The organism is Pedobacter sp. MR2016-24, from assembly GCF_026239655.1.
Lineage (GTDB): Bacteria > Bacteroidota > Bacteroidia > Sphingobacteriales > Sphingobacteriaceae > Pedobacter.
Genome location: NZ_JAPIVO010000005.1, coordinates 438,218 through 462,457, shown reverse-complemented (window position 1 = coordinate 462,457; position 24,240 = coordinate 438,218). Strand labels below are relative to the sequence as shown.

Here is a 24,240-nt window from a genome sequence, read left to right as displayed (position 1 = left end):
ATGTCTTTCCCTAACTATCATCAATTTGATCAAATGGATTGCGGTCCAACTTGTTTGCGCATAATAGCAAAATATTATGGTAAGAACTTTAGCTTGGAACGCTTACGCAATATTTCGGGAATTAATCGGGAGGGAGTTTCTCTATTGGGTATCAGTGAGGCTGCAGAGAAAATTGGATTTCGTACAACAGGCTTGAAATTAGGTATTTCGGAAATTGTAAAAATTGATCTGCCATGTGTTTTACATTGGCGTAATAATCATTTTGTTGTTTTATACAAAATATCAAAAAGATCCGACAGGAATAAACGTACGTTTTATATATCAGATCCTGACAAGGGACTACTCAAATATACTCAAGTAGAGTTTTCAAAATGTTGGCGGAATAACTTTACTTATAATAATGAAGAAGGTATTGTTCTTTCCCTCTCACCAGGTCCAGAGTTTTATGCCGAAAATGAAGATGACTCTAAGGAAATGGAATTTTCTTACTTATTTAGTTACCTTTTCAAATATAAGAAGCTACTTATCCAACTGATTTTAAGTTTAGGTGTAGGTAGTGTTTTACAATTGATTTTACCTTTCTTGACGCAATCAATTGTAGATGTTGGAATAAATACCCGTAGTCTAAATTTTATCTATATCATATTAATCGCCCAAACTATGTTGCTGTTTGGAAGGATGAGTGTTGACTTTATTCGCTCTTGGATCCTTTTACATATTACTACTAGACTTAACATATCAATTTTAACTGATTTTTTAATTAAGTTGATGAAACTTCCTGTAAGTTTTTTCGATACAAAAATGACCGGGGATATTATGCAAAGAATGACTGATCAAAGCAGAATACAAAATTTCTTAACTGGTTCGTCACTGATTACTATCTTTTCTCTGTCTAACCTATTAATTTTCGGATTTGTATTGGCGTATTACAATGCTACAGTTTTTATTATTTTTTTAGCGAGTACTGGGCTTTATATGTCATGGATCTTTATTTTCTTACGGAAAAGAAGGGAAATAGATTTTAGAAGATTTGACGTTGCTTCAGAAAATCAAAGCAGCATTGTCGAGTTAATTAATGGAATGCAAGAAATTAAATTAAACAATTGCGAACGGCAAAAACGTTGGGAATGGGAACGTATACAGGCGAGCTTATTCAAGTTTAATGTGAAAAGTCTGGCATTAGGCCAATATCAGCAGTTTGGAACTTTTTTTATTAACGAAGGAAAAAATATCTTGATAACATTTATTGTAGCAAAGTTAGTTATTGATGGAGAGTTAACATTGGGTGCAATGATGGCTATACAGTATATCGTAGGACAGCTAAATAGTCCAATAGAACAATTGCTTGGGTTTTTACAACAATTTCAAGATGCAAAAATTAGTTTGGAACGTTTAAATGAAATTCATAAGCTAAAAGATGAGGAACCGGCATACGGAAAATTCATTCAAGAGTTGCCTTTTGAAAAACATATAACGTTGCAAAATATTAATTTCTCTTATCCTGGTGCTGGTAATGACTCGGTTTTGAGGAATATCAATTTGCATATACCTGAAGGCAAAACTACTGCGATAGTTGGTATGAGTGGAAGTGGGAAAACGACTATTTTAAAGCTGCTTTTAAGATTCTATGATCCGCAAAAGGGCGAAATTAAAATTGGCAGTACTCAGCTTAACCAAATTGGTTACAGATATTGGAGAAGTAAATGTGGCATTGTTATGCAGGATGGTTTTATTTTTTCTGATACAATTGCCAAAAATATTGCTGTTGGAGATGAATATCCAAATATGTCCAAATTATATAATGCAATAAAAGTCGCAAATATTCATGATTATATCAACGAATTACCTCAAGGGCTAGGTACAAAAATAGGTTCTTCTGGAAATGGTATCAGTCAAGGTCAGCGTCAGAGAATTTTGATTGCCAGAGCCGTTTATAAGAATCCTGACTTTATGTTTTTTGATGAAGCGACTAATTCCCTAGATGCAAATAACGAAAAGGTTATTATGGAAAATTTGACAAGTTTTTTTAAAGGACGTACTGTAGTTGTAGTAGCACATAGATTAAGCACAGTGAGAAATGCTGATAATATTATTGTTCTTGATAAGGGCGAAATTATTGAGCATGGTCCTCATCAGCAATTGGTTACTGCAAATGGAGTTTACTATAATCTAGTAAAAAATCAATTGGAATTAGGGAGTTAATATGGAAGATGATATATCAAAAAGCGAATTTTTGTTGGAAAATGGTGATCTAAATAGTGATGAAATTCAAGATATAATTACTGCTGTGCCATCTTGGATTCTACAATGGGGAACATTACTATTATTTACTTTAATGGTCTTGATTGTCATCTCATCGGCATTTATAAAATATCCAGATATAGTTAAAACCGAAATGAAAATAAATTCACTTAACGCGCCTAAGCCAATTTATGTTAAACAAAATGGGAAAATAGTCTCATTATTGGTAAAGGAGGGTGCTTTAGTAAAGCGTAAAAGTTTGTTAGCATTTATTGAAAGTACAGCAAATCACGAAGATGTTTTAGTAATGAACGAAGAACTGATGAGAGTTAGTGAAATTTTAAATAGAGGGGAAGTGCCAAAGAATTTATCCTTAAAAAATTGGAAATTAGGTGAGTTGCAGGGAGCGTATCAAAACTTTTATCAACAATATCTTCAATATGTTTCAACCAAATCTGGTGGATACTATATAAGTAAGAAAAAATTCCTCCAAAGAGATCTAGCGGAAGTACAGCTTCTGCGAAATCAAATTATTCTTCAAAAGAGAATAAAAGAGCAGGAGTATCGGAATATCGAGAGGGAATTTGACTCATATAAGAAATTGTATAAAAAAGGAGTCGTGTCTTTAAGTGAGTACAAGCAACAGGAAAACAAATACCTTTCAGGGAAATATCCACTCCAACAAAATGATACTGAGCTGCTGAATAATAATAGTACTTATTTAGCTAAACAAAAAGAAATCCTAGACCTAAATCATACAATAGCAGATGAGAAGGCAAAATTTGCGCAATCACTTGACAATATGATAACTGAAACGGATTCATGGATAAATAAATATATTATATCTGCACCGATTGACGGAAGGGTCAGCTATGCTGGTATCGTTCAGGAAAACCAAACTGTTAATTTAGGACAAGAGATCTTTGTAATTAATCCTGATAACACAGATTTTTTTGGTGAATTACAAATTCCCCAATATAGTATGGGCAAAGTTCGAGTGGGTCAACGTACGCTTGTTAAAATGAGAAGTTTTCCTTATGAGCAATATGGTATGATTGAGGGAAGGGTAAATTATATTTCTGACGTAGCATTTAAGGACAGTATTTTCATAGCTAAAATAACTTTTGAAGAATTTGAAAAGAAAAATGATGGACATGACATAATCTTAAAAAATGGTATGCAGGCGGATGTTGACATTATTACGCAGGATGCTACTATTCTCCAGCGTGTTAGTAGAAATTTTTTAAAAGTTTTAGATAATAAATACTAGAAATCTTAAAATACTCAATTTAATTTAAAGCTGATGAAATATGATTATCTGATTGTGGGTGCTGGATTTGCTGGCAGTGTTATGGCTGAAAGACTAGCCAATGAAGCTAATATGAAAATATTAATCATTGACAAAAGGGGGCATATAGGTGGTAATGCTTTCGATTATGTAAATGATGATGGCATTCTTGTTCACAAATATGGGCCACATATTTTTCATACAAATGAAAAGAAAGTTTTCGATTATCTTTCTCGATTTACTCAGTGGAGAAATTATGAGCACAAAGTTCTTTCTAGTATACAAGGTCAATTGTATCCCATCCCAATAAACCTTACGACTGTCAACAAATTCTACAATATTGAGTTGAGTAGCGGAGAGGTTGCGGCATTCTTAGCTTCAAAGTCTGAAGAACGCACCAATGTAATTACGGCGGAAGATGTTGTCCTGAGTAGTGTTGGAAGGGAACTATATGAAGCTTTTTTTAAAAATTACACAGCAAAACAGTGGGGCCTTGATCCTTCCGAGCTTTGTGCATCGGTAACCGCCAGAATTCCAACGCGTGTGAACAAAGACGATAGGTACTTTACGGATGTTTACCAATGTATGCCAGCGCTAGGTTATACAAAGATGTTTGAGAATATGCTGGATAATAATAATATCCATCTCATGCTTAATACCAATTATAAGGAGGTTATTAATAATCTTGACTATCAAAAGATTATCTACACTGGTCCTATAGACCAATATTTTGACTATTCTTTAGGTAAGCTTCCATATCGATCTTTGGAATTTAAGTTTGATACCGTTGATGCAGAAAAATTTCAGGAAACTGGTTCGATAAATTATCCAAATGAAAACGCCTATACTCGAATTACTGAATTCAAGCATCTTACAGGTCAAAAGCACTTAAAGAGTTCAATTGTTTATGAATTCCCTGTTGCAGAAGGTGATCCCTACTATCCAATACCAACACCTGCTAATACTATTCTCTACAACAAATACAAAGCTATGGCATCGAAAGAAAAGGATGTTTATTTTGTTGGAAGGCTTGCAACATATAAATATTATAACATGGATCAAGTTGTAGCCCAGTCACTTGCCGCTTTCAAGAAAATTTATACTTCAGGTCCGTGATTTATTTTATTATAGTAATATATTTTAGATTAATATATTACTATTTTGTGGTAATATAAAGCTATATAATATTTCATAAAATAATAAAATTGTGTTATTATTATATCTAAATTAAAATTCGTGTTCTCTAAATTACTTAAGCTAATGCTATGATAACTGTTTCTCGACCATTACCTAATGCTGTAAGTGTTATTTTATTATTGATGAAAAAATTAAGAATACAGGTCAGTTCTTTTACTATTAAAAAAGATTTGATTGATCACCCAGAATACCCAAATATGCTTGCAATGAGCGATTGCTTGACTTCTTGGAAAATTCCAAATGGGGCATTTCTCGTTGAAAAAGACTTAAAAAAGATCGAAAGTTTGACTTTTCCTTTTATAGCACATTTGAATGTTAGTGGAGGAAAATATATAGTTGTTGATGCGATTTCTAATGGCTATATATCATTCAGTAATGAAATAGAAAGAAATGGTTCATTAAAAATTGATGATTTCCTTAAAATGTGGGATGGGGTGATATTATTTGCTGAGAAGGGAGAATTTAGTAGAGAAGTAAACTATACGCAGTCTTTAATTAAAGGTTTTATAATCAATATTAGTCCATTTTTTCTCCCATGTGTTTTAATATTGATAATTATACTTCGATTAAACTTGCTGCATACAACTCAAGCATTTCTGTTTTTGATTATAGTGAAAATTTTTGGGCTTATATTAAGTGGATTTCTTTCAATGCATAGCTTAAATTCCAATAACACGTTTATTAATAAATTGTGCCGTCTGGGAAATAAAAGCGATTGCGATAAGATATTAAAATCTAAAGCTGCAAAATTGACTAATTGGTTAACTTGGAGTGAAGTTGGATTGTTTTATTTTTCATCTTCTCTGTTACTTCTACTTGTTATCCCGTCAAGTTTAGAGCTAATGAATTGGTATACTATTTTGTGTTTACCGTACACAATTTATTCAATAGCATATCAATTAAAAGTTAAAAATTGGTGTACAGCATGCTGTCTTGTCCAGGTCGTTCTTTGGTTAGAAGCTTCAATATTTTATTTTGGAAATATTTTCTTTAAATACTCTTTCCCATTCACATTCGAACTGTTACCTATCATAGTTTGTATTCTCCTGCCCATTGCTGCCTGGATATTTATAAAGCCTTACTTTATTAATGCATTTCAAGTTGAACCCTTAAAAGAACAACTCAAAAAATTTAAATACAATAAAGAGTTGTTTAGTCAATTTATGATGGCACAAAAAAAATATTCCACTGTAGATAATATAAGGCCGATCATATTAGGGAATCCTGAAGCGGAAACCGTTATTACCGTAATTAGTAATCCATTTTGTGATCCGTGTAGGATAACTCATCAGTTTATTGACAAGTGGATAAATGAAAGAAATGACATTCAAGTAAAACTCTTATTTGTTATATCAGGCGATGATGATGAAGGAACTATGTTTGCTAAGCATATGAATGCATTACAAGCACATCACGGCAATGAAATAGTAATGAAAGCATTAAATGACTGGTATAATAGAAAAAGTAAAAGGTATGTCTTTTTGTCTGATAACTATCCCGTAACCTTTAATAATGAAATAAATATTACCATGAAATATCAGAAGGAATGGATGGATAGAGCTTCGATCGCCTATACCCCAACGATTTTGATTGACGGATACGAATTAGTCAGTCCCTACAAATTAGAAGATGTAAAATATTTAATATTGACCTAGGCGATGGACTGCATTTAATTTAAAAAAATAGATAGAATAATATTAAGATAATACGCCTCACGTAATCCGGCGTGGTAGGATTACGAATTTAATCACAATTAATATCCAAAATTATGGAAAAATTAAAATTGAAAACTCCTGTTAATACAATAGGAGAGGTCTTAAAAAGAGATCAGATGAAAAAAATTCTCGGTGGCTATGGTGGTGTGTGTGATAGCTGGGCAACTAAACCTGCAACGGTATGCTATCACTGCTGTATTACTGTACATGATTTGCAGTATTGCTCAGATATATGCTACAAATAATAATCTTATATAAGGGGGGATTACCCCTCTTATATTAATTATAAAAGTCAGATATGAAATATCTATATGTATTAATAATCATATTTTGTTATCCTTTATCGATGTTTTCACAACTTACTACATTTACTGTAAGCGGAACTCTTAAGGATGTAAAACAAGCGAAATTTGCCTATTTATCTACACTTTCGCAGCGAATCCCTATTTCTAGTCCGGAAATATTTATAAAATCTCAAATTTTGAATGGTAAATTTTTGTTTAATGGAACATTTGATCTTAAAGGAAAAGATTATCAGCATGCTTGTGTCTTTGTTAGTGAACGTGGTAATATTTCCAAGGATGAGTTGGAATCGAAATTCAGACAGTTGATTTGGCTTGTAGGCCGAGAAAACGATTTTAGGGGAATCATCTTGGAAGATGTACAGCTAGATTCAGATAGTCCAGATAACCTAGATAGTGCTATAGTAGTCGGAGGAGGATTTTTAACTCGGCAACTGGACGAATGTAGTGAAGCATTTAAGCTTAAGAACAGAAAAATGCTGGAGTTTGTGAAGAAATATCCAGATTCACCGATAAGTTTTGATGCAGTGATTTCGATCACTGAGCCTCTTCCAAAAATCAAAAGAGACAGGTTGAATGGAGTTTGGGGTTCTCCTACAGAACTATACAACTTATTATCAGAGAGGTTAAGGAATAGTAAAAAAGGACAAGAGTTAAAGCGTATGATTTTACAGGGTGATCTATAAGTCATGAAAAGATTATTACTCATAGCTGTGCTGTTCACTAGCTTTTTTCGTCTATCGGCCCAGTCAAAGAAATATGATAACGTCAGCTTAACTATTGATGTAAGCCATTTAAAAGAATTACCAACGCAAATCCTTATCGAAAAAACTAACCTTGGAATTACCGATGCTAAAATTGATACTTGTATTCTAAAAGGCAAAATTTTCAGCTATCAATCTTCATTCTCAGAACCGGAGTTATTTAATATGGCTTTTTACTGGCTTGGAGGGAAAGTTACCTCTTTAACATTTTGGGCTGTACAAACAAAATATAGCATAAGCATAGATCAGGAATTCAAACCGATACTCATCAGTAAAAATCATAGTGACTTTGTGGCAAAAGTTGAAGACATAGAACAAAAGGTGAGTAGCCAGCGAGAGCGGCTGGATAGTCTGGTGAAGACGGTAAGCTATGAAAATAAAAAAATAGCTGATGTGGAACAAAGGCTCGATGAATTGCGTGACTCTATAGATCTTGAGATAGATGAAAATATATATAGAAAATATTTCACTGCCAATTTATCTTCAGCGATAGGTCTGTATGCATTGTGTATGTACGCCAACCGGCCATACGTAAATCAGCGGATAAAATCTCAAACGAAAAAAATAAGGGACCTGTTTAACCAGCTTCATGCTGATCTTAAAAAAATGCCCTCTGCGGTAACTTTATATCAGAAATTAAACCTCGGTACGCAAATGGAGCCGGGTAAAAGGTTTGAGGATATATCCTTACCAGATACAGCTGGTAAAATGTTTAATATCAGTAGTTTCAAAGGAAAGTATGTGTTGGTTGATTTCTGGGCTAGCTGGTGTATGCCTTGCAGACAGGAAAATCCTGCACTACTCAAAGCTTACAGCAGATTTAAAGATTTCGGTTTTCAGGTGTTGAGTATCACCTTGGATAAGAAGGCATCGAAGGATAAATGGTTACAGGCTATAAAAGAGGATCATGTATCGCTGTGGCCTCAACTAAGTGATTTTGATAATTTGGCTCAGGAGACTTATGGTATCCAGCTTATACCTGCAAATTATCTGCTCGATCCGCAGGGGGTAATTATTGCGAGAGACTTAAGAGCTGGGCAGCTGGAGGAGGCACTAGCTAAGTACATGAAAAGTGATAAAGGTCCACCTGAATAAAGAATAGCTCCGAAGAATTCAGTAGTGAGGTTTGAAACCAATTGAGCGTTAACTATGAATCTTTATCTGCGGTAAAACTAAAGGCCAGCATATTGATGTGCTGACCTGTAGTTTTTGTATTAATAACCCGGATTCTGTTTCAGGTTCCCGTTCTTCGCAATCTCGTCCTGCGGAATGGGAAATAAACTGCGGGTCGGATCTTTGGGTGAATGGTTAAACCATTGTTTGGTTGAATATACCCCAAAGCGGATCAGGTCCTGACGGCGGTGGGCTTCTGCGGCAAATTCCCAGCCCAGTTCATCGAGGAAGCGGCCAAACTGGATATCTGCACCTCCGTTTACTGTGGATACTTTACCATCAGGTGCCTGAATTCCATACTGATAAGTGCTTCCTTTCGTCAAATCTGCACCAGTTACGGTAGCTTTTGCAGGATTGTTTCTGAAGGCGCGTTGTCTCACCTCGGTGACTAAAGTAGCTGCACCACCTGCATCGCCTGTCCTGAGTAGTGACTCAGCTTTCATCATCAGCACATCGCCATAACGGAGGAAGGGGAAATCGTTATCCATATCGCCAGTAGCGTTTTGTTTGATCACATATTTACCGATCCTGAAACCTGCATTACTGGGTGCAACAATACCATCTAATCCGCCCATCCCTGGTACTGAATTCACATAAGTGATCATGACCTGGCCGGTTGAAGGATTGGTTTGTGGTCCCTGGATCCAGGAATCTTTCAGTCTGCTGTCTTCTGCGTCATAGGTATTAATGAACTGGGGAACAGCACAATTTCCGCCCCATGGCTGCGCAGTCATCTGGTAAACTGACTGACTCAGCGGATCCAGTGTTTTCAGGTGAATCTGGTTGCCTTTACCATAAATCTGATCGTAAGGGATAGCGAAGATGATCTCTGAGGAGTTCTGGTTGGTATAAGTAAATACGTCGGAGTAATTGACGTCGAGACGGTATTTCTGGCTGGCGATAATGTCATTGCATTCCTGGATACATTTTTCGTACTCAGCCTGACCTACATACACGCCTGAATTGAGGTATATTTTAGCCAGCAAAGCTTTCACACCCCATTTGTTCAAACGGCCATAGGTGCTTTTGGCATCTTCACTAAGCTCATTTACTACCTCATTGAGTTCCTTCACTACAAAGGCATACACTTCTGCCCGGGTATTTTGCTTGGGCAGGGAGGTATCATTCGGGTCGATCTTCGTGATGATTGGTACATTTCCGTGGTTATCCAGCAACAGGTAATAGCCAAAAGCCCGCACGGCGCGAAGTTCTGCAATGACTTTAGGCTTGATTTCCCCCAGGCTAAGTGTACCCGCATCGATCTGTGAAAGAATGGTATTGGCTTTGGTAATAGTGGCAAAAGCGTTTTGCCAGGTATTATAAGGCTGCCATTCCTGGGTAGTCCAGGTGTGCTGGTGCATCCGGCGGTAGGTCCCGGCATCATCCCATCCATTCGGACGAACAGGGGTAATGATACAGTCGGCCGCCTCTTCCTGGAGGTCAAAATAGCCCTGCCAGCCACACATTACTGTTCTGAGCGAAGCATATGTAGGTGCGATGATCGTCGGCAGGTCTTTCTCTGTCGGCGTAAACTTAGCTGGCAGGACTTCAGAATACACTTCTTCGTCCAGTTTGGTGCAGGAGCTGATCGCACTTGCACATCCAAAGGCTGCAATGAGCAGATATATTATTTTTGATTTCATGATATGATCATTTAAAGCTTAAAATGAGGCGTTAAGGCCTGCCGTGAAAGTTCTGGTAGTAGGATAGGTGTCCCTGTTTTCGATACCCGGTGCAAAACTGAAGTCGCCGGTATAACTTACGGCTTCGGGATCCAGTCCTTTGTATTTGGTAATGGTATACAGGTTAAGTCCGGAAACATATACACGCAGGTTACTCATACCCTTGATCAGGTTTTTGGAAAAAGTATAACCCAGGGTAACGTTGTCTATTTTTACGTAGTCTGCCTTTTCTATATACTCACTCACATAAACCAGGTCGTTATTCAGCGTTTTGCCATATTTGGGTTCATATGCTGTTTTGAGTGCGTTATACGCTTTGTTGACCGGATTTTCGTAATACATGCGCTGCATGTTGAGGACTTTATGGCCGAAAGCTCCCCTGAAATTCATTTCAAAGTCGAAATTTTTGATTTTGAAACTGTTGTTCCATCCTACAAGGTGTTTCGGAATACCGTTACCATAATACTGACGGTCATTATCCGTTGCGTCTGAAATAGGAATCACCTGGCCATCTTTGTTTTCTACCAGCCATTTCCCGTTATCATCTACACCTACAGTTTTGAGTACATAAAACTGGCCTATCGGACCACCTACCTGAACCCTGTGTGTGTAAGTCTGGATCGGTTCTCCCGTATAACCTGCGTTGATAAAGTCGACCGTTACATCAAATTTATCATTCGACAGATCAACCAGTTTGTTTTTATTTGTTGAGTAGGTCAGCCCCGTGTTCCATTGGAAGGTGTTGCTGTTAACAGCTTTAATGTTTACCAATGCTTCGAAACCTGAGTTTTTCATTGTTCCGGCATTCAGCAGCATGCTTGGGGTAAGGTAAGGCGGAGTAGGAACCCCAAAGGTATAAAGCAGGTCGTTCACCGTTCTGGTATAATAATCCAGTGAACCCGTAACCCTGTTTTTAAATAAACCAAAATCTATCCCTGCATTGTATTCCGTTTTTCGCTCCCATCGAAGATCGGGGTTAAAGTTTCTTTGTGGCACAAATCCTGGCACCCACTTTCCATCAATAAAAGCGCCTTCCGCATAGTCATATTTATAGCTAGTTTGAGAATTGTAGGGATCACTGGCAATTGTTCCTGTTACCCCAAATCCTGCTCTGATTTTGAGGTCAGAAATGGAAGGAATGTGCTGCATGAAGTTTTCTTTGCTCACTCGCCATCCTGCAGATACGGCAGGGAAGGAACCCCAGTGATAATTGGCGCCGAATTTTGAAGAACCTTCTCTCCTTAAACTCGCCATGAGCATGTATTTCTCCTTCCAGTTATAGGTTAACCGGCCGAAAAAACCTGCCAGCTGCCATTTGCTTTTATAGCTGGTCATTTCTGCTCTCCCTTCTTTCAGTGCAGCGCCGGTTTCCAGGTTGTTATAGCTGTAAGCATCCGTTGGGAAATTGAAATTGTTGGCTTTGAACTCTTCATAAACTGCATCTTGCCAGCTGTATCCGCCAAGGATACTGAAATTATGGTCGCCTATACTTTTACTGTAGTTAGTGGTAAATTCGACCAAATTTTCTGTATTTGCTTCGGTTTTACGCTCCGCTGTGCCATTGAGTTGGGATTTGGTAGTATTGACGTGATTGAATGTAGTACTGCTTCCATAGAGGTTATTGGTTTGAATATTGGAAGCCAGTAATTTAATACTCAGATCTTTGACAGGACGGTAATCGAGACTTCCGTTCACCCGGGTTTCCCTGAGTCTGGCATCATTAGTGGCTTCATTGATCCTGGACAGCGGGTTATCATAGAAATAGACGTCGCGCTCCTGCCATTTCCCCGCCTGATTATAAATATTGTCTGTCGGATTCCGGATAATTGCCTGACGATATGCATAACCATCTGCGCCACCCTGGGAAGAGGTAATACTGCGGTTGATGATGGTGATGCTGGATTTCAGTTTATCATCAAACATGGAGTGGTTGAGGGCAGCGCGCACAGTTAAACGTTTTTGTCCGGTCCGTAAAAAGATGCCTTCCCAATCTCTGTAATTGACAGATCCGCTGAAGTTAGTGGTTGCATTACCCCCAAAAAGGCTCAGGTTATGGTTCTGACTAACCGGGTTTTGCAGGATCTGATCCAGCCAGTTGGTATCGCCACCCAAATCCTGGTATTTTACGCCTTCACTGATGAGCCGACGGTAATCCGTTGCTGTTAACAGTTCAGGTTTATTGACGATCTTCTGGATGTTTACATAATTGGTGTACTCAATAGTAGCTTTTGATCCTGTAGTGTTTTTCCTGGTGGTGATCAGGATCACCCCGCCAGTGGCCCTTGTGCCATAAATCGCTGCGGCCGATCCGTCTTTCAGTACATCCATGGATTCAATATCTTCGGGGGCAACCGTATTCAGCGAACCCGGAATACCATCAATCAGAACCAGCGGTTCTGATGTTCCGTTCAGCGAATTCAGTCCGCGGAGATTGATTTGCGTGCCCCCTGTTGGATCTCCTGAGGGAGTGGTAATCCGTAATCCCGCCACTTTTCCCTGGATCAGCTGGCCCGCATCTCTTACTGCACCTTTGGTGAAGTCTTTGGCTTTGACCGTAGCAATGGAGCTGGTGACTTCTCCTCTTTTCTGCGTGCCGTAACCCACGACTACAATTTCATTCAGTCCCTTGGATTCTGCCTGGAGCGGGATATTGATTTGCTGGCGACCATTAACGGATACTTCCTGGGCCGTGTAGCCAATATAGCTCAATACGATTACGGCGTTCGCGGAATTAATCTTCAGGCTAAAATTTCCGTTATTATCAGTTATAGTGGCATTGCTGGTTCCTTTTTCTTTGACTGAAACGCCAATCAGCGGCATATTGTCGTTCGCATCGCTGATCTTTCCTTTGATGTTCAGGTTGTTCTGGGCAGCAGTAACCTGATAAATTAAACAGAGCATCAGCAGGGCAAGATACCTTCTGATGGTGTGATGAATGGGTTTTTTGGTAAAATTCATATCATTGTTGGTTAGGTTGAATATTTGGTAACTACTTCCGGGCGGAAGGATTTTTAAAGTTACCAGTGCCTAACACAATGTTTTATTCGGATTTTACCTTATATCGGCAATTTTTTAGCTGGTTAAGGATTGGTGTAGTTAAGGAAAATAGATATCAATCTTCTTCGCAATGTTGTCTCAATTGTTTTGGGCCCTGAGGCCATATAAATGCTGTGGTCTGCTTTTTCCAGCCCATACTTTTGTAGAAATCATCGGCTCCGGGTGCTGCACTTAAATTAACGAAGTGATAATTGACCAGCTGATCGTTTAGAGTCTTAACCAGGTATTTCCCCAGTCCCTGGCCCTGATAATCCGGGTCTACTACAATGTCAGCCAGCATTGCGTAATACCGGCCATCTCCGATGACCCGGCCGAAAGCAATAATTACCTCTTCATCATATATAAAGATAGTTGTGGTGCTTAACCGGAAAGCTTTCTCGATTTCTTCCGCTATTCTATGTTTCCAGTTTATTTTTTGGAATAAGTGAAGTATATGTTGCCAGTCTACGTTTGATAAATCCGGATTGATTTGATGGTGATAGGTATGGTTCTTTTCAGAAATGATCATAATGCTTTTTTTTTATCCAAAAGAAGCGAATAGCCGTTTATTGTTGAATAATCAGCGCAATTAACTAAAATTTTTGAAATTTTAGAATTATTTAATTTGGCATTTTTCCAGCACATGCATCAATGGAGATTTTACCATTTAAGCGAAACATTATTAAGCCGCTTATGTTCATAATGATACATGATCAGAGGAACGAGATTCCATTACATTTCTGAACTGGTCTCAAGGCATTTTTATCTAAAAAAAATATAAAGCAACTATGACTCAGGCAATCAATTTTAAGGACTTTAACTTTAAACTGTTAATCATTGAAGAGCTGATGTATAGAAAAAAGCTTATACAGCCTGAATTTGATGTATATAAATTTGTGAAGCAATATGATAAACGTAAGATTGACATTGAAGAAGAAGGATATGACCCTATCCCGGAAGTAATCGCTTATTTTAAAGAAATCAAAATAGATCAGTCCCTTGCACCAGAAGTAACTGAACTTTACCAGGATGGGGGGAATGAAGTTTACTTGCAGATTGTTCCTCTTTGGGATGGTGAAGACGATATATATGACATCACATCTTTTGCAGACGTTGATCATTTCCCTAATCTGAAAAAGATGACCTTGTTCAATTCAGAACCTGAAGTTTATGCAGCGCTCAAATCAAAAGGAATAACCGCACAGCAATTATAAATAGTGTATGAAGATTGGCTGCTCAACCGGTCTGGTTAGGCAATTGAACAGCTAATTGTTTCTTCATCTGTTCATCTATGATTTTTTTGAAGGCCTCAATTTTATCATCAGCTCCAATCAGGCTCAGAAATTCCACATTCGATAAAAAAAGAACTTTGTTTGCCGTACCAGATCCCCTCATGGCTTCCAGATAAGTTGTCTTTGAGAATCCACCGGTAGATGCATCGGTCAGGTACTTTTGTCATCATTTTGTCTTATTTAAAATTAGTCTTAACAACTTCGTTACATAGGGGGAACTTTTGTATGTTTGCGGTTTAAAATCATTCTAAATAGCAGATAAAACAATATGACAAAAATGTACTTTAAGATCTTGGCGACTGTAGTAATGGCGATACTGACAACGTCGGTATCATTCGGTCAGTCCGGGACAGGAACAATTAAAGGAACCGTAAGAACATCGGATGGTGTGGTTGCTGAATCAGTTGAGCTAGCCATTGCAGGTGTGGCAAATGGTACATCAGACAGAAATGGAGTGTACACACTTAAAAATGTTCCTGCTGGAAACTACACGCTTACGGCAAAACTAGTTGGCCTGAAGCCGGTTTCGAAAGAAGTTACAGTGACTGCAGGACAAACTGTTCAGGTGGAAATTACGCTCCAGGCATCTAATCAACAGCTGAAAGAGGTAACAGTTAGCGGTGGAAAGAAAAACAAGTTCGCTGTAAAAGAGAGTGAATTTGTATCAAAAATGCCATTGAAAAATCTGGAGAACCCGCAGGTTTATTCTGTAATTTCTAAAGAATTACTGACAGACCAGGTGATTACCAACTATGATGATGCACTGAAGAATGCACCGGGTGTAGATAAATTATGGTCATCTACTGGTCGCGGTACTGATGGAGCAGGATATTTCTCTTTAAGAGGATTTGCTGTACAGCCCACCCTGGTAAACGGCTTACCAGGTTTAACAAACGGATCACTTGACGTATCTAACGTAGAGAGAATTGAAGTGATTAAAGGTCCGTCAGGGACATTGTTCGGCAGCAGCCTTACTTCTTACGGCGGATTGATCAATACTGTAACCAAGCAGCCTTTTGACGCGGTAGCAACTGACGTAACCTATACCGGCGGAAGTTACGGATTAAACAGGATTACCGCAGATGTGAACACCCCATTAGATTCGGCTCACCGGGTTTTATTCCGGGTAAATGCGGCGTATCATGATGAGAATAGCTTTCAGGATGCGGGTTTCAAAAAAACAAGATTTATCGCACCTTCACTTTCTTATAAACTAAATGACAGGATTTCATTCTTATTGAATGCACAGTTTTTGAGTTCAGAAGGAACAAATCCTACAATGTTATTTTTCAGCAGGAATGCACCTTTAAAAGAAACAACACTGGAAGGTTTAGGATATGATCCTAAGAAGTCATATACCAGTAATTCACTGTCAGTTAAGAATCCTGTTAACACGGTACAGGGGCAGATGAATTATAAAATGTCGGAGCAGTGGAATTCTCAAACATTAATTTCCAGAGGTAGTGCGAAGTCTGTTGGTTTGTACTCGTATCTTTACGAGGGTACATTAATTGATACTACGGTTACGCCAAATGTAGCGGTTTCCGGAAATGGTATTTTTGGTAGAAATATCACGGATATGAATTCTACTACAGAATCGACAGATATTCAGCAGAACTTTATGGGCGACTTTAACCTGGGAGGTATGCGCAACCGTATTGTGGTAGGATTAGACTACCTGAACAGAACTTATATTGATAACAGTTCTAACTATGCCGCATTGGGTGGAGTTGTTGTTAAAGGTAATGATACAGGGATCTTAACGCGTGAAGCTGCACAAAAAGCGATTGCTGATCAGGGTGCCAGTTATAATCCTTCGAAGACAACGCAGGAAACTTATAGCGCTTACATCTCTGACGTAATCAATTTTACACCGAGATTTTCTGGTATGGCGAGTTTGCGTATTGACCGTTTCCAGAACGGTGGGTTAAGCACCTTGCCGGAAAACAAATTCGGACAAACTGCTTTATCACCTAAATTCGGATTGGTTTACCAGGTGCTGCAGGATAAATTATCTGTATTTGGTAACTATATGAATGGTTTCACTAACCAGGCGCCGGTAACAATCGTGACCAACAACGTACCTTCAGTAATTACCTTTGAACCGGAACAGGCAAATCAGCTGGAAGGGGGAATTAAGGCCGACCTTTTTGATGGTAAATTAACGGGTTCATTGAGCTACTATGATATTAAAGTTTCAAATATTATCTTAACTCCTGATATCAACGTTTACACACAGGGAGGTGATCGTTACAGCAAAGGCTTTGAAGCCGAAATTAATGCTAATCCTTTTCCTGGTTTCAACATCATTGCCGGATATAGCAAAAACAAAAGTAAGCTGACCAATACAGGTAGTGACGCTGAGGGAAGAAGACCTAATGGCGCTGGTCCGGAAGATTTGATCAACGCCTGGTTGAGCTACAAAATCTTATCAGGATCTGCGAAAGGTTTAGGTTTTGGTTTCGGTGGTAACTATGCCGGTGAAAACCTGATCGTTAACACCAATACCAGTGGTGTATTTGCACTTCCTTCCTACACGGTATTGAATGCGTCAGTTTCGTATGCCACAGGGTCATTTACCTGTGGAGTTAAACTGGATAATTTAACTAACAAAGCATATTATAAAGGATGGACTACGCTGGAGCCAATGAGACCGCGTACAGGTTCGTTAATGGTTGGCTATCATTTTTAGTTAAATCATATTGCCACAACCCGTTCCACGAAAAAAAGGGGCCGTATCCTGTGGATGCGGCCCCTTTCTGTTGATGCCTTAATTGTAATTATTTTGATCATCAGGATAGCCGGATAAATGAGTTTAAAAACAAAGACGTGCCGGCAACGTTATGTTTAAACTCTCTTATTAAAATCAAAATTCACTCCATGAGCATTATTATAGGCATTGATCAATTAAAAACGAATTCAAACGCAGAACAGCTGGAACAACTGGAAACAGCTGCAGGCATTCATAAATCGCAGTCGAACATAGAGTTTTCTATTTTAAAAGTGGAGGGCAATATCGTTCATCTGGAATCGGCACAATCGGAAACACGTTCGGGCAAATATGCAACAGAAGCATCCCTGCTGAAAAAAACACATGAAGTATTTGATAAATGGTTACCAGGTTATACGCTGCAGGTGAATCTTTCACCTTACCTGGCATCGCCAACTTCGGTGGTAAATCCGGCCTGGTTAGATAAAAAAATGCTGGAGAAGGGGGTGAGGATTAAACAGATCGCTTTCGAAACTGGTGTTGACCGGGCGAGTGTTGCCGATTGGATTGCCGGAAAAAGGGGCATGAGCCAGATCGTAAAGGCAATGTTTTATTTTTATATGCAAAGTAAGTAGCGTAACAGCTGCCTGATTGATAACAAATCATTAATGGGGGACAGACAACAATTAACAGAATGGGTAAAGACAAGGCATGGTGCTCAGTTGATCAGACGCACTAAAGAACCTTATTTTAATCATTTGACAGCTGTGGCCGAAATGGCAGCGCCGGCGCTGACACTGGGTTATGAAATTGGTCTCTGCCATGACTTACTGGAAGATACAGGCACCACGCAGGAAGAGTTGAAGGCAGCGCTGCTCAGTTTTGGCTATCCCAATGGGGATGCGGACTTCATTACCAGCTGTGTGGTGGAACTGACTGATGTTTTTACTGCTGATAACTATCCGGAGCTCAGCAAAGCGGAACGTAAAAAAGGGGAAGCTGCACGTTTGATCACGATGAGCGCAGCTGCGCAAACGGTTAAATATGCAGACCTGATCTATAACCTGAATTGGGTTTTAACGTATGATCAGAAACATGCACACAAATACAGGAAAAAAAAGTTATTGCTGTTAGCGGAGCTGGATAAAGGAAATGACGAACTGCGGCAGCATGCAATTAACTGCTTTTTTTGATGATATCTTTCACTACGATATCCAGTTCATTGACAGCATCACTGATCATTCCGGAAAGCTCCTTTAGCTCCTCGATAGTATTATCCGGCATAGCTATCAAGGCAGTTAATCCAAGTGTTCTGGCCAGGGGTGCCCGGAGACTGTGTGACTGCATCCAGGTGATTTCAGTCAGTTTTTTATTTTGAGCTTCGATGGCATTGATATGAGCAATTCTTTCACTGATATCCTGCATAGAACCAATGGATCGGATAGCCTCTCCACCTGCATCATAAATAATGAAAGAGCGGTCGAGCACATGTTTATAAGTTCCGTCGGAACATCTGAACCTGTATTCTACCACCTGGTTGTTCTGCTTATTTTGTATCAGGCGGTTGAACTGTTCCTGTACCTGAATCAGGTCTTCAGGATGTACATTAGTTTCCCACCATTTAAAATCAAAGCCTACATCGCTGTGCCCAAAAATACCTTTGATTCCTTTGTTCCACTGCACTGTTCCTGCCTTGATATCCCAATCCCAGATGGCATCACTGGTTGCTTTGGAAACAATATTATATCGGTTTAAAACCATTTGCAGATCCTGTTCTGCTTTCACTTTCTCGGTATGGTCAATAGCCAGTACCAGACGTGCATTTCTTCCTTCAAAAGTAACGGAATTACCTTCTACCAGCACAATGATAATATCTCCGTTTTTCTTGCGGTGTTTAACTGTACTCTGGCTATATTGTCCAACCTTCACCTTGCTGGCCATAATTCCATCCAGTACAATGATATCTTCCAGCATGCGGATGTCTTTTATGGTCATACTCAGAAATTCTGCTTTTGAATAACCATAGTGTTTTACCGCCGCCTCATTGACCTGAAGAAAGGCGAGTGTTTCAAAGTCATATACCCATTGGGGAATAGGACTGAAATTGAACAGATCTTCGTACTTTTTCTTTTCGAGCTCTAGTATATTTCTTGTTTTTACCCGGGCAGTGATGTCTTTGAAGTAGACTGAGAGACCAGCGCCGGAGGGGTAGGCTGAAACTTCCACCCAAAGATCCTGTGGCTCAAAATATTCTTCGAAGCGTACAGAAATATTTTCTTCCAGCGCGCGATGATATTCTGTGTAAAATTTCAAGGGAACTGCCTCCTGGTATACCTCCCATAAGTTTTTGCCCAGCACCTGATTTCTGGACATATGGAGTAATTTTTCTGCTTCTTTATTCCAGTAGGTTACTATCCACTTTTTATCTACTTCGAAAAAACCATCTGTAAAACTCTCCAGTATATGTGTGATACGCTGTTGGTATTCAAGTAGTTGACGGGAAGAATCCAGTTGTGCATCTTTTGCTGCAGAAGTCTCAATTTTGCCCATAATACGCGTTTAGGTAGAAGATAATACGTTTAATGTATGCATTTCGGATCAACATTCACGAAATAAAAAATATTTGGTTAAAAAAGATATCAGGGCTGGTTCCTTTACAGGATAGCTATATTATCCATAGTCTGGCAACCCTGCTCGTGTAGCAGCATAATTGATGGAAAGGTAACGATCTTTTAGTAGTATCCATAATAACATATTTAAAGTGCCGATGATCTGAATTGCTGAAACTGTACTAGTGTTTGGGTTTGGTAATGGTGAAGCTGACAATCTCCGCTATCTTTTCATCTATTTCATTGATAGCCTTTTTAATCACCTTTAGTTGCGGGTAAACTTTATCGTGCTCATCCATTTCCAGCAGGTTAAGTAAACCTTTAATCGTAGCAACAGGTCTGCGAAATTCATGAGACTGCATGTAGGCCATCTGGTCAAGCCTGGCCTGGTGCTGAATTGCTGCCTGCTGCCGTTCCATTCTTCTGGTCACATCCGTACAGTTAATGGAAATGCCGATGATCTGTCCGCTGCTGTCTCTTGCCGGATTATACGTAATCATGTACCATAGGGAGTAATCCTGAAAATCCAATAAGCGCTCGCTGGTAATGGTTTCACCATTCAGTGCCTTTTTACAGTTTTCGGTAAATGGCTTTAAATGCGACTGATGTAAAAATTGTTCTGCAGTCAATCCCAGCTGAAGATTTGCGTGATATACGCTGTTATAGGCTATTTGTGCAGCTTTATTATAGGCGACTATCTCCATGTTTTTATCCAGCAGGAGATGGATGGTTGCAGTACTTTCGAAAAATGACCTCATCTTTAATTCCCGCTTTTTTGACTCCAGGAACTGCATTTTCAGAAAATAGAGATTACTCTCGAATTCCAGCAACTGAATGATCTGCCGGGCCAGGTTTTCAAGCATATCCTTTTGAATCTGGGTCAGTTCTCCGGGTTTTTGATCAATAACACATAAACTACCCAGCCGGTAACCATCTTGAGTGGTTAAGGGTGCACCTGCATAAAAGCGGATACCTGCTTCCCTGGTCACTGCCGGGTAAGCTTTCAGCACCGGATCCTGTAAGGCATCTGATACGATCATTACAGCATCACTTTCAAGTACATAATGACAAAAAGATTCATTTCTTCCTGAGCTGACAACAAACATGTCTTCTTTTAAAATATACTCTTTATCTGAGTCGATTAAGGTGATTAAGCCGGTTGGCATTCCACAAATGTCTGCCGCCAGCTGAGCAATTTGCCTGAACTCTTCCTGTTTATCGATTTTTATTTTCAAAAAACGATTTACTGCTTCTAACCTGTTTAACTCTTTAAGCGGCATAAGTAAAAATCATTTAAAGTGTAGGTAAGTTAGGGGCAATTACCGGGGGTGTCAGAAACATCGCATTGAACTTTTCCCCGAGTTCAATGGCTGTATATTCCAGGAAGGCAAATTCATTCACCTCTTCGGGATAACCTTTCTGCTTGATTTGGGCAATAGCTGATTTCACTTGTTTCAGGGGCTGATGCAATTCACCGGATATAATTCTTTCAATCTCAAGAAATGCATGCTCTTGTTCGGTGACAGTTTTTCCATGCCGCATGGCTTGAGTGATGTCCGTTGCGGTATAAGAAACCCCTACAATATTCCCCTCAGCATTAAGGGCGGGTTCGTAAGTAAGATGCCAGGATATATCACCCTGTGGCGAGGCAATCACGTTTTCTGTTTTAACAATTTCGTTATTCAGTGCTTTGCCACAATTACAGATAAATTCTTCCAGAAAGGAAGGCTCCACATATTCATGACAGTTCATGCCTTCTGCTATAGGAATCAGATAATTATTACCGAGTATATCTAATAGCGCTTTATTGAACGCAAGAACACGGAGTTCTTTGTCGAGCAACAGGTGAACGGAACTGCAGCTTTCAAAATAGGAGCGGAGTTTATCTTCTTCCTGAATGGAAGTTTCATATTCCACTTTTAATAATTGCAGGCTGGCATCAAATTCAATCAGCTGAATCACCTGTTTACCTAATCTGTGCAGCATTTTCTCCTGAATGTCACTGAGCGTTCCCGGTTGCTGATCAAAAACGCATATGGTACCCATGTTTTGATTGTCATGCGTGGTAAGCGGAGCACCTGCATAAAACCGGATATTAGGATCGTTGATGACGAAGGGGTTATGCATTACGCGCTCATCCACTGCAGCATCGCTGATAATTAATACCTCTTTTTGTGCAATGGTATATTGGCAAAAAGTGTCTTTATAAGGAACTTCTTTGACAGTGGTACCGAAACTGAACATAATATGCTGAAAATCCCGATCCATGAAGGTAATCATTGCAATGGAAGAATTGCATATTCTGGCCGCCAGCTCTACGATCTGTTGCAGTTCTTTTTCTTTACTGATGTTCAGGTTCAAAAACCGGCGTACGGTATTTAGTCTTTTTTCTTCCTTTTCGGGCATAACCTTGCTGATTATTATCTGCCATCAAACCTGGTCGCGATCAAGGTTAATCTCCCATCCTGAGCTTAATGTATATAATGAACTGACATACGTAATTGAAGGCGATTGAGTTTACGGAAACATAATTTTTTTTACAGCACAGTTCTGGCAGGCGGATTTAATTATTTCCCGGTCTCTAAATGCGGGGCATCTACAGGTTTTGATTCAGGAGAACCTTTCTGACGCAGGTAAATGGTGAAAAATACAATAGATGCAACGGATAGGAATTCACTTTGCCAGTTCTGAAAGGTCTCAAACCAGAATTCCGGTTCAGCAAGATAGGCCATAACTGTAATTGTTGGGAGATGTTTAGCCAATTGTTCCACATTATGGTTTTGCCAGCTGCCATACAAATGTAAAGCCCAGCTGGCAAAAAAGAGCAGTGCAAAACAGATGGATAAAGAGTTACTATAGATTTTAAGGATCCAGCCACCTTGCCTCACAGACCAGGGTGCATCAGGAGACGGCTTTGGTGTTCTGTCTACTTCTTCCGGTTCATCCAGTTTCTTGGATTCCGCTGAACCTATTTGTCGCAGGGAAACGGTTAACATCACATAAAGCGCCATCTGTAGAAATTCACTTTCAAAGTTTTCAAACGTTGCCGAAATGAAATGTCCGCTGCGGAGATAAGTGCCTAAACCGATTTCCTGCGCGTGATTCTCTTTTAAATCTGCATTGTGCTGTTTCCAGCCGGTTAATCCCTGTGCAGCGAGGGTGATGATAAACAGGCTGAGAAAGACAATCGTTAGCCCGTTCCGATAGAAAAAACTGCGTTTGGGAGGTTTTACGTTCATGGTCATAATGTATATGTCAGGCTAAATGCTGAATTCATCAACAAAGCAGTACTGTAATTGTTGTGCCTATAAATAAATTATACGCATGAAATTCAGATTTTATATTTTCTTCATCCTAACAACTATCCCGGCACTCTTTTCGGCAGTGCAGGCACAGACTCCCGGTAAAACATCATTTAACCTTTTCCATCCGGTTCCGGCTCAGTACATGAGAGATATGGAAACAGACAGGCCTGATGTAACCGAATCTCCTTATACGTTGGATGCGGGACATATACAGTATGAGACGGACCTGCTGAGGCATGAACGCGAGAAAGGTGAAAGGGGTGAACAGCAAACCAATTATTTTAATAAGGGCAATTTGAAACTGGGTTTAACCAGTTCTACTGCTTTTCAATTTGGATTTGAAACATTTGTATGGCAGAAGGAAAGGGCTGAAGATGGTGAAATTACGAAAGGACACGGAATAGGGGATATCACGCTCAGGATCAAACAAAATATCCTGGGGAACAATGGCGGGAATTTTATACTCGCAGTTCTTCCTTATGTTAAAATACCTGCAGCAAAATATACTGACGACAGTAAATGTGAAGGCGGGATTATTGTTCCAATGATGGTCAAACTGCCGGGGGAATGGAGGTTAGCCGGACAGTTGGAGGCGGACAGGTTATATAATGGCGACGCCCATGCCATGCATACCGAATTATTACAGTCGCTCACCATTAGTCATGAGTTATTCAAAAATCTGGACGGCATTGCGGAAACTTATTACACTTATGATTTTAATGCGCACCATTGGAGTAATTTTCTGAATGCATCAGCACAATTGAAAATATCAGATAACTTTGCTTTGGATGCAGGATTGAACTATGGCCTGCAGACCGATGCGATGAAAAGTTATTTCATGGGGACTTCCTTCAGGTTTTAGTTGAGCTGGCTGCCATGATCACAATTTTTTCGTTTCCCGTCTCCTTCAGGAAGTAGTGTTTGCC

Annotated in this window: 19 protein-coding genes; 12 read left to right on the top strand and 7 right to left on the bottom strand. The window is 39.3% G+C overall.

From position 1 onward, the window contains the following. From OQX62_RS16025 to OQX62_RS15995, 7 genes are all read left to right on the top strand, one after another. On the top strand, positions 1-2,202 hold the full coding sequence (locus OQX62_RS16025) for a peptidase domain-containing ABC transporter (protein ID WP_265832617.1): 2,202 nt from the start codon (positions 1-3) through the stop codon (positions 2,200-2,202). A 1-nt stretch (position 2,203) separates the two neighbouring features. Continuing rightward, the gene (locus OQX62_RS16020; protein ID WP_265832616.1) at positions 2,204-3,511 is read left to right on the top strand and encodes an HlyD family secretion protein; all 1,308 of its coding nucleotides are present in this window, start codon (positions 2,204-2,206) and stop codon (positions 3,509-3,511) included. 33 nt (positions 3,512-3,544) lie between these two features. Next, positions 3,545-4,645, top strand: a complete 1,101-nt coding sequence (gene glf, locus OQX62_RS16015; RefSeq protein ID WP_265832615.1) for a UDP-galactopyranose mutase — start codon at positions 3,545-3,547, stop codon at positions 4,643-4,645. A 203-nt stretch (positions 4,646-4,848) separates the two neighbouring features. Then, on the top strand, positions 4,849-6,381 hold the full coding sequence (locus tag OQX62_RS16010; RefSeq protein ID WP_265832614.1) for a vitamin K epoxide reductase family protein: 1,533 nt from the start codon (positions 4,849-4,851) through the stop codon (positions 6,379-6,381). A gap of 113 nt (positions 6,382-6,494) precedes the next feature. Beyond that, positions 6,495-6,686 (top strand): hypothetical protein, encoded by a 192-nt coding sequence (locus OQX62_RS16005; protein WP_265832612.1) that lies wholly within the window; start codon positions 6,495-6,497, stop codon positions 6,684-6,686. Between the two features lie 53 nt (positions 6,687-6,739). Next, positions 6,740-7,429: a hypothetical protein gene (locus OQX62_RS16000; RefSeq protein WP_265832611.1), complete on the top strand. Its 690-nt coding sequence runs from the start codon at positions 6,740-6,742 to the stop codon at positions 7,427-7,429. 3 nt (positions 7,430-7,432) lie between these two features. Continuing rightward, positions 7,433-8,602, top strand: coding sequence for a peroxiredoxin family protein (locus tag OQX62_RS15995; RefSeq protein ID WP_265832610.1), 1,170 nt, complete (start codon positions 7,433-7,435; stop codon positions 8,600-8,602). 119 nt (positions 8,603-8,721) lie between these two features. On the opposite strand, the gene OQX62_RS15990 is transcribed toward OQX62_RS15995, so the two are convergent. The 3 genes from OQX62_RS15990 to OQX62_RS15980 form a co-directional block, all read right to left on the bottom strand. Further along, positions 8,722-10,323, bottom strand: a complete 1,602-nt coding sequence (locus OQX62_RS15990; RefSeq protein WP_265832608.1) for a RagB/SusD family nutrient uptake outer membrane protein — start codon at positions 10,321-10,323, stop codon at positions 8,722-8,724. 18 nt (positions 10,324-10,341) lie between these two features. Continuing rightward, complete coding sequence (locus tag OQX62_RS15985) at positions 10,342-13,320, bottom strand: SusC/RagA family TonB-linked outer membrane protein (protein WP_265832607.1); 2,979 nt, start codon at positions 13,318-13,320, stop codon at positions 10,342-10,344. 154 nt (positions 13,321-13,474) lie between these two features. Further along, entirely contained in the window at positions 13,475-13,927 is a 453-nt protein-coding gene (locus OQX62_RS15980; protein WP_265832606.1) for a GNAT family N-acetyltransferase, read from the bottom strand. A gap of 259 nt (positions 13,928-14,186) precedes the next feature. Here OQX62_RS15980 and OQX62_RS15975 point away from each other — a divergent pair, with 259 nt between their 5' ends. From OQX62_RS15975 to OQX62_RS15960, 4 genes are all read left to right on the top strand, one after another. After that, entirely contained in the window at positions 14,187-14,612 is a 426-nt protein-coding gene (locus OQX62_RS15975) for a DUF6892 domain-containing protein (RefSeq protein WP_265832605.1), read from the top strand. Positions 14,613-14,967: 355 nt separating this feature from the next. Then, on the top strand, positions 14,968-17,382 hold the full coding sequence (locus OQX62_RS15970) for a TonB-dependent receptor (RefSeq protein WP_265832604.1): 2,415 nt from the start codon (positions 14,968-14,970) through the stop codon (positions 17,380-17,382). A gap of 188 nt (positions 17,383-17,570) precedes the next feature. Next, positions 17,571-18,035 (top strand): helix-turn-helix domain-containing protein, encoded by a 465-nt coding sequence (locus tag OQX62_RS15965; protein WP_265832603.1) that lies wholly within the window; start codon positions 17,571-17,573, stop codon positions 18,033-18,035. A 33-nt stretch (positions 18,036-18,068) separates the two neighbouring features. Further along, positions 18,069-18,593, top strand: a complete 525-nt coding sequence (locus OQX62_RS15960) for a hypothetical protein (RefSeq protein WP_265832602.1) — start codon at positions 18,069-18,071, stop codon at positions 18,591-18,593. On the opposite strand, the gene OQX62_RS15955 is transcribed toward OQX62_RS15960, so the two are convergent. From OQX62_RS15955 to OQX62_RS15940, 4 genes are all read right to left on the bottom strand, one after another. Then, the gene (locus tag OQX62_RS15955; RefSeq protein ID WP_265832601.1) at positions 18,577-19,950 is read right to left on the bottom strand and encodes a PAS domain S-box protein; all 1,374 of its coding nucleotides are present in this window, start codon (positions 19,948-19,950) and stop codon (positions 18,577-18,579) included. The genes OQX62_RS15960 and OQX62_RS15955 overlap by 17 nt on opposite strands. 241 nt (positions 19,951-20,191) lie before the next feature. Then, the gene (locus OQX62_RS15950; protein WP_265832600.1) at positions 20,192-21,289 is read right to left on the bottom strand and encodes a GAF domain-containing protein; all 1,098 of its coding nucleotides are present in this window, start codon (positions 21,287-21,289) and stop codon (positions 20,192-20,194) included. 13 nt (positions 21,290-21,302) lie between these two features. After that, a complete protein-coding gene (locus tag OQX62_RS15945) occupies positions 21,303-22,415 on the bottom strand; it encodes a GAF domain-containing protein (RefSeq protein ID WP_265832599.1) in 1,113 nt (370 codons plus the stop codon). 161 nt (positions 22,416-22,576) lie between these two features. Continuing rightward, complete coding sequence (locus OQX62_RS15940; protein WP_265832598.1) at positions 22,577-23,248, bottom strand: DUF6766 family protein; 672 nt, start codon at positions 23,246-23,248, stop codon at positions 22,577-22,579. A gap of 85 nt (positions 23,249-23,333) precedes the next feature. Between OQX62_RS15940 and OQX62_RS15935 the strand changes: the two genes are divergently transcribed. Next, positions 23,334-24,176, top strand: a complete 843-nt coding sequence (locus OQX62_RS15935) for a transporter (protein WP_265832597.1) — start codon at positions 23,334-23,336, stop codon at positions 24,174-24,176. The last annotated feature ends 64 nt before the right edge of the window (positions 24,177-24,240 follow it).